This window comes from Photobacterium sp. R1 (genome assembly GCF_054600795.1).
The window spans coordinates 43,928-50,487 of record NZ_BAAHZP010000022.1; the positions used below are offsets into that span (position 1 = coordinate 43,928).

Sequence of the window (6,560 nt, forward strand, 5' to 3'; positions counted from 1 at the left end):
TTGTAACCGATCACGGGGAAAGCTGACCACTTTAGCTTGTCAAACCCGTTATTATCATCCGCGTTAAATGACAGTAGGAATTCATCATGAAACGAGCCGTAATTACAGGCATGGGTATCGTCTCCAGTATCGGTAACAATGTGAAAGAGGTACTGGAATCTCTGAAAGCAGGCAAATCAGGCATTAACTTCTCTCAGCAGTTTGCAGACGCGAAACTGCGCAGCAATGTCTGGGGTGATCTGAAAATGAACCCGGCTGATCATATCGATCGTAAAAAAATGCGTTTCATGGGCGATGCCGCAGCCTTCGCGTATTTGTCTATGGAGCAGGCAATTGAAGATGCAGGGCTGACTGAAGATCAGGTTTCGAATGAACGAACCGGTCTGGTTGCCGGTTCTGGCGGTGCATCCTCTTATAACCAGGTTGCAGCCGTGGATACACTGCGTGAGAAAGGTGTAAAGCGTGTTGGTCCTTATATGGTCCCGCGTACTATGTCTTCTACAGTGTCAGCCTGTCTGGCTACTCCATTCAAAATTCGTGGCGTGAACTACACCATGAGTTCTGCCTGTGCGACTTCTGCACACTGTATCGGCCATGCACTGGAGCTGATTCAGCTTGGCAAACAAGATGTTGTTTTCGCCGGTGGCGGTGAAGAACTGGACTGGTCCCTGACCATGATGTTTGACGCGATGGGCGCTCTGTCGACCAAATACAATGATGATCCGACTAAAGCTTCACGGACTTATGATGCAGACCGTGACGGTTTCGTGATCTCTGGTGGCGGCGGTATGGTTGTCGTTGAAGAGCTGGAGCACGCTCTGGCTCGTGGTGCCAAAATCTACGGTGAAATCGTGGGTTATGGTGCGACTTCAGATGGTTACGACATGGTAGCTCCGTCTGGTGAAGGTGCGGTTCGCTGTATGAAGATGGCAATGCAGGATCTGGATGCACCCATCGACTACATCAACACGCACGGGACTTCTACGCCAGTGGGTGACGTGAAAGAGCTGGGTGCGATTCAGGAGCTGTTCGGTCAGAACAGCCCGGCGATATCTGCAACCAAAGCGATGACAGGCCACGCCCTGGGTGCTGCGGGTGTACACGAAGCCATTTACTCAACGCTGATGCTGGACAACGGCTTTATCGCACCAAGCATCAATATTGAGAATCTGGATCCGGCTGCGGAAGGTCTGGACATTGTTCGCGAGACCCGTGAAGCAGAACTGAAGACTGTGATGTCGAACTCTTTCGGCTTCGGCGGCACCAATGCCACGCTGGTGATTAAAAAATACGAAGGCTAAGAGCCTCATCAGGCTGCGCTGAGCGGAGCCTGAGTGGTCAGATTTCCAGGCCGGCATGAAACAGGCACGGTCTGATTCATGCCAGTATTCAGACGCGACATATTGCCGTGCGGATTTTGGTTTACAGAGCGGAAGTCGGCACGCGCAAGTGTTTTTACCATCCTGGATTTTAACCCGGTCAATCTGACCGGGTTTTTTTATACCGGTTGCCGGAGATCACTTCAGTGCTTTCTTGACATCAGCCGAAATTTTCCCAAGCTAGTTCGCAATGCTATTCCTGGCACATGTGGAGCCCGAATGAAAATCCTTGTAGATGAAAATATGCCCTATGCGGTTGAGCTGTTTGGCCGCCTGGGGGAAGTGATCGCAAAGCCCGGCCGTACACTGACCGCGGATGATCTGGTTGATATTGACGGACTGATGATCCGTTCAGTCACCAAAGTAAATGTCAACTTACTGGCAAAAGCAGACAAGCTGCGTTTTATTGGTACAGCGACTGCCGGTCAGGACCATATTGATCAGGCGGCGGTTGAAGCCAGAGGGATTGCTTATACGGCTGCACCCGGTTGTAACAAAGTGGGAGTGGCCGAATATGTACTGAGCAGCCTGATGGTCCTGGGGCAGCAGCAAGGCTTTTCTGTATTCGATAAAACGGTGGGTATCGTCGGCGCGGGTAATGTCGGGACCTATCTGGCCGGGTGTCTGGATGCGTTGGGTATCCGGTATTTCCTGAATGACCCGTTGAAAGAAGCCGAAGGCGATCCCCGTCAGTTTGATACGCTGGACACATTGCTTCAGGAATGTGATGTCCTGACATTCCACACGCCACTGACGAGCGATGGTGATTACCCGACCCGACACCTCGTCAATGCATCTTTTCTGGAGCGCATGAAACCGGACGTGATTCTGATTAACGCAGCCCGGGGACCTGTGGTTGATAATCAGGCCCTGAAGCTGGCGCTGCAGCGAGCGCAGTCGGGGGAAGGGAAAGCACTGACTGCCGTGCTGGACGTTTTTGAGCAGGAACCTTTGGTGGATCGCGAATTATTGCCATTACTGGCCTTTGCAACGCCGCACGTCGCCGGGTACGGCCTGGAAGGTAAAGCGCGCGGAACGACCATGATCTTCAACAGCTTCTGCGAATTTCTGGAGCTGGATGATCGGGTCGAAGCTGCGGAGTTGCTGCCGGTTGCGCCGGTTTCTTTTGTCCGCCTGAGTCAGGCATGGGATGAAAGCACTTTATTTAGTCTGATCCAACTGATCTATGATGTCAGAAAGGATGACGGGGTGTTCCGCCGCAAGATGAATGCCGTGGATGATGCGGGCATGGCGGCTGAATTCGACCGGATGCGTAAAAATTACTGGGATCGCCGCGAATACAGTGCTGTGACGGTAGCAGGTCAGGGGCGTTTTGAGTTAGAGTCGCTGGCTAAATTAGGTTTTACAGTTGAGGAAACACCATGAGTCAGGAATTTGATATTGCCATTCTCGGCGCGACCGGCGCGGTTGGAGAAGCCATGGTCGAGGTGCTTGAGGCACGTAACTTTCCTGTCCGTAATCTGTATCTGCTGGCTTCAGAGCGGAGTGCAGGCAAGAGACTGCAATTTAAGGGCAAGAGTGTCCGGGTCACCAATGTCGATGATTTCGACTGGACGCTGGTTCAGTTAGCGCTGTTTTCGGCCGGTTCAGAAGCATCTGAATATTGGGCACCGATTGCAGCGGATGCAGGCGTTGTGGTGATCGACAACACGTCATGCTTCCGGTATGACCCGGAAATCCCGCTGGTGGTGCCTGAAGTGAACCCGGAAGCACTGGCTGACTTCCGTAACCGCAATATTGTGGCTAATCCGAACTGTTCCACCATCCAGATGCTGGTGGCGCTGAAACCGATTCAGGATGCATACGGTATTGACCGGATTAATGTTGCGACTTATCAGTCGGTATCCGGTTCCGGTAAGAGCGGTATTGATGAACTGGCGGGGCAGACGGCCAAGCTGCTGAATGGGTTGCCGGTTGAAAACAAAGCTTATCCGAAGCAGATCGCTTTCAACTGTTTGCCGCAGATCGATGTGTTTATGGATAACGGCTACACCAAAGAAGAAATGAAAATGGTGTGGGAAACCCAGAAGATTCTCGGTGATGCCAATATTCGCGTGAATCCGACCTGTGTGCGTGTCCCTGTATTCTACGGACATGCTGAAGCAGTCCATGTTGAAACCTGCCAGCCAGTGATCATTGAAGAAGCGATTAGCCTGCTGGAAAACGCGGAAGGCGTCGAAGTATTCCACGGAACTGAGTTCCCGACTCAGGTTGAGGATGCCAATGGCAAAGACCATGTGATGGTCGGCCGAATCCGTGAAGACATCAGTCATCCTTGTGGTCTGAACATGTGGGTGGTTGCAGACAACGTCCGGAAAGGGGCCGCTACGAACAGTGTCCAGATTGCTGAAAAACTGATTCAGGAATACCTGTAACTCACAGGTCCTGATCGGGTTTTCCGGTCACGGGGCGCTGTGGCAGAAATTGGCTGCTGCAGCGCCCCGAAGTCAAAGAAAAAGCGGAAGGGAAAGCGTTCACTTGATACCTGTCGCCAATTTCTTGATCTTCACAGTAAAAGCAGGGCGTGATGATTGACATCATGTCGTTGCACGCAACAATCACAGTATTTATTCATCAAGCCTGTGGTTATACATCCTATGTTCAAGTTTTCTGGCAACAGGCCGAAGCATTCCAGACAGACTGGTCCTGCCTTTAGCTCAGTTTTTGCAGCCCGGTCAACAGACCATCGTTTTTTATCTCTGCCAGAGAGGACAGCAGGCAGTGTCTGACTCATCTAATAAAATCAAACGTGTGATCCTACCGGTTGTTATCGCCTCAGCGGCATTGCAAATACCGGTAGCAGTACAAGCCAATACGATCCGGATTATGGGGCCTGTGGATGAAGTAGCCGAACCGGCTCAGACACAGACTCAATCAAAGGTTAAGACCCAGACTCAGAGCCAGCCCCAGACGCTTCCGGCATCTCAGCCACGTCAGGTGAGTGCTGCCCCGGCCAGCAGACAGCGTGTCGCTGCGCCGGCGATTCCGGTAAGCACGCCGGTCCGGACATCCGCACCTGCGGCTACCCGTTCGGTCGGTATTTACGGACCAACCGGGGAAAATGAAACGCTGTGGTCAATTGCATCCCGGTATAAACCGAACGACAGTGTTTCGATTTATCAGGTTCTGGGCGCCATTTTCCGGGCGAACCCGAACGCTTTTACCGACAACAATATTCACGGCCTGATCCCGGGCAGTCGTCTGACCATGCCAACCATGGCGCAAATCCGGGCAGAGAATACCGATCAATTCCGTCAGCGTGTCGAGGATGATCTGAAACGCCGTGAGCTGTCGCGTGCCACCCGTTCTTCGCGGACGGCAACCACTGCTTCAGGGGCGGGTCCATCCGCAAAACAAGCGTCATCAACTGCGGCGCCTGCTGCAAAATCTACACCGGCAGCAAAACCTGCGCCTGTACCGAAAACAGCTGCCGCTGAACTGAAAAGTTCGGCCGGGCAAAGTGCCGCAGGAAAAACGCCGGCTGCAAAATCAACGGCACAGACTGCGCCGGTGAGTACGCCTGTCAGTTCATCGAAAACAGTGGGTGAATCTTCTGCGTCTGTTGCCTCAGCTGGTGCGGGGAGCACCGTTGCGGCAGTTGCACTGCAGGATCAACTCAATGTCTCTGATGAAGAGCTGGCCCAACTGCGTGAAAGTAACCATCTGTTAAAGCTGCGTCTTGCAGAGATGCAGCATGAAATTGGTGCGCTGAAAGAGCAACTGGCGGGGGATGATGAGCTGCGCAGTGAAATTCAGTCTTTCATCTCTCAGCAGAAAACAACCCAGACGGAACCGGTACCAGCGGTTGCAGTGCCGACTGAAAACTGGCTCGATAAGCTGGCTTCGAGTCCACTGGCACTGGCTGGCGCTGCGCTGATTCCCGGAACTCTGATTGCCGGCCTGCTGGCATTCTTCCTTGGCCGTCGCCGGAAGGAAGAAGAAACGGCTGCTGCACCGGAAGCGCCGGTGAAAGAGACGTTGCCATCCGCGGTTTCTTACGATGATGACGATGAGCCTCAACTGGGACTGGATGTTGAAGACAGCAGTCTGGATGCGCTGTTTGACGACAAAGATCACACGGATGAGCCTGTATTTTCCGATGACCTGTTCGATGAAAACGACGTAGATCTTGACGAGCTGGATCTGACCGATGGTCTGGATGACGCTTTTGACACTGAATTGCCGAAAAGTGATATCTCGGTCAAGAACAATGATCAGGCCATTGGCCTGCAGGACATGGAGCGGGCGCTCGATCAAATCGACCAGCCTACTGCGCGGGAAGCTGATGATGGCCTGAGTGGACTTTGGGATAAGCCACTGAGCACCCAGGAGGAAGAGGAAACCGACTTTGACCTCGCTGTTGGCCTGATGGAAGAAGAGAAAATCCAGCCTGAGCCACCGGCGCCTCAGTACCAGTCTACGGCTTCTCTTGATGAGCTGCTTGATGGTGTCAATGGTCAACAGACCGACAACATTGAGCTTGGCATGCTGGATCAGGACATCCTGAATGAGCTGATGGAAGATTTTGAACGCGAGAGCAGCGTTCAGGAAGAACCTCTGCTGGCAGAAATCGCCGCATCACCTGCCCCTGTTTCTGAGTCGGCTGAAGGAGACACAGACTGGACGCTGGATGACCTTTCAGATGACTTTAATCTTGATGCGAACAGCACCGAATTGCTTGATGAACTGATCGAGGAAGATGATGCGGACGCAGAAGCAGAAGCCAAGATTGAGCTGGAGGAAAACAGCACAGTTTTGCTTGATGAGCTGATTGAAGAAGAACCTGAGCAGAATGCCATTGAGCTGGAAGAAAACAGTACCGTATTACTGGATGAGTTGCTGGATGAAGGCGAACCGGAGCAGCCGATTGATCCGGAACTGGACAATGACGAAGACAGTTCGGATGTTTTTGATGAGCTGCTGTCCCTGGATAAAGAGTCTTCAGAAGTTAAAGAGCCATGGGCGAGTGAGATAGCGGATTTTGACGAAGCGACGTCATTTGACACCCTGGACCTGACTGAAAAAAAAACCGTCGATGAACACCTGAATGAGTTGGATCTGGCTGAAGCTGAAGCTCAAACTGCAGAGCCAGAGCCAGAGCCAGAGCCAGAGCCAGAGCCAGAGCCAGAGCCAGAGCCAGAGCCAGAGCCAGAGCCAGAG

General features: G+C 52.6%; 4 protein-coding genes. All 4 read left to right on the top strand.

Annotation, left to right across the window (positions count from 1 at the left end):
* The first annotated feature begins 86 nt into the window (after window positions 1-86).
* Window positions 87-1,301, top strand: coding sequence for a beta-ketoacyl-ACP synthase I (fabB, locus tag ACYP03_RS22860; protein ID WP_248141119.1), 1,215 nt, complete (start codon window positions 87-89; stop codon window positions 1,299-1,301).
* Window positions 1,302-1,598: 297 nt separating this feature from the next.
* On the top strand, window positions 1,599-2,765 hold the full coding sequence (locus ACYP03_RS22865) for a 4-phosphoerythronate dehydrogenase (protein ID WP_459782242.1): 1,167 nt from the start codon (window positions 1,599-1,601) through the stop codon (window positions 2,763-2,765).
* Window positions 2,762-3,775: an aspartate-semialdehyde dehydrogenase gene (locus ACYP03_RS22870; RefSeq protein ID WP_459782243.1), complete on the top strand. Its 1,014-nt coding sequence runs from the start codon at window positions 2,762-2,764 to the stop codon at window positions 3,773-3,775. Before ACYP03_RS22865 ends, ACYP03_RS22870 begins: the two co-directional genes overlap by 4 nt.
* 346 nt (window positions 3,776-4,121) lie before the next feature.
* Window positions 4,122-6,560: FimV/HubP family polar landmark protein (locus tag ACYP03_RS22875; RefSeq protein WP_459782244.1), on the top strand; the 2,439-nt coding region annotated here is incomplete at its 3' end.

Bases quoted from the DNA above. Each gene is read 5' to 3' on its own strand.
- fabB (WP_248141119.1), top strand. From the start codon at position 87: ATGAAACGAGCCGTAATTACAGGCATGGGTATCGTCTCCAGTATCGGT.
- ACYP03_RS22865 (WP_459782242.1), top strand. From the start codon at position 1,599: ATGAAAATCCTTGTAGATGAAAATATGCCCTATGCGGTTGAGCTGTTT.
- ACYP03_RS22870 (WP_459782243.1), top strand. From the start codon at position 2,762: ATGAGTCAGGAATTTGATATTGCCATTCTCGGCGCGACCGGCGCGGTT.